General features: G+C 36.3%; 1 protein-coding gene. It reads left to right on the forward strand.

Annotated elements, in window-relative coordinates; genetic code table 11:
• Positions 1 to 57 precede the first annotated feature (57 nt).
• Positions 58 to 498, forward strand: coding sequence for a hypothetical protein (locus ACFINO_RS10960; RefSeq protein ID WP_375612653.1), 441 nt, complete (start codon positions 58 to 60; stop codon positions 496 to 498).
• Positions 499 to 631 lie beyond the last annotated feature (133 nt).

A 631-nucleotide genomic window follows, 5' to 3' on the forward strand; every position in this document is an offset into this window, starting at 1 on the left:
CTCCTTATAACCATTTCATTTAAAAATTTGTTTGAATATTAGATTAGGGAGCTACCTATGACCACTAAAACTGTATCCAAAAAATATGAACTTACTAATGAAACTACAGAAGTTAAAGACCATCTCTATGGTAGAGTTAGAACACTTTATCGCATTAAAGCTTTAAGAAGTTTTGGAAGTGTTAAAAAAGGAGATTTAGGGGGCTTTATTGAAAGTGAATACAACTTATCACATGATGGCAATTGCTGGGTTGGTGATGATGCCAAGGTTTATAATGCTGCTATGGTTTGGGGGCATGCGAAGGTTTTTGAAAATGCAATAATTTGTGATGAGGCGTGTGTTAATGGGTTTGCGAAGGTTTACGGTAATGTACGTGCTTATGGAAAGGCAATTATTGGTGGCAGGGCGCGTGTTTTTGGAGATACGCAACTTATTTTGGGGGCATGGGTTACAGGAAGAAAAGAGATTTCTACAGGTTTAATATCCTTTTGTAGATAGATAAAGACTGTAGAGGAATTGATTAAAGCGGCTGTGGCGTCTAAAAGATAGAATAAAAAAAAGCCGCGTCCTTTAAGACACGGCTTTTATTATCAAAACAGCTAGCGATCTAAATAAACGATTAAAATAACCA

The organism is Bartonella sp. AA83SXKL, from assembly GCF_042196965.1.
In the GTDB taxonomy this organism is placed as follows: Bacteria; Pseudomonadota; Alphaproteobacteria; order Rhizobiales; family Rhizobiaceae; genus Bartonella.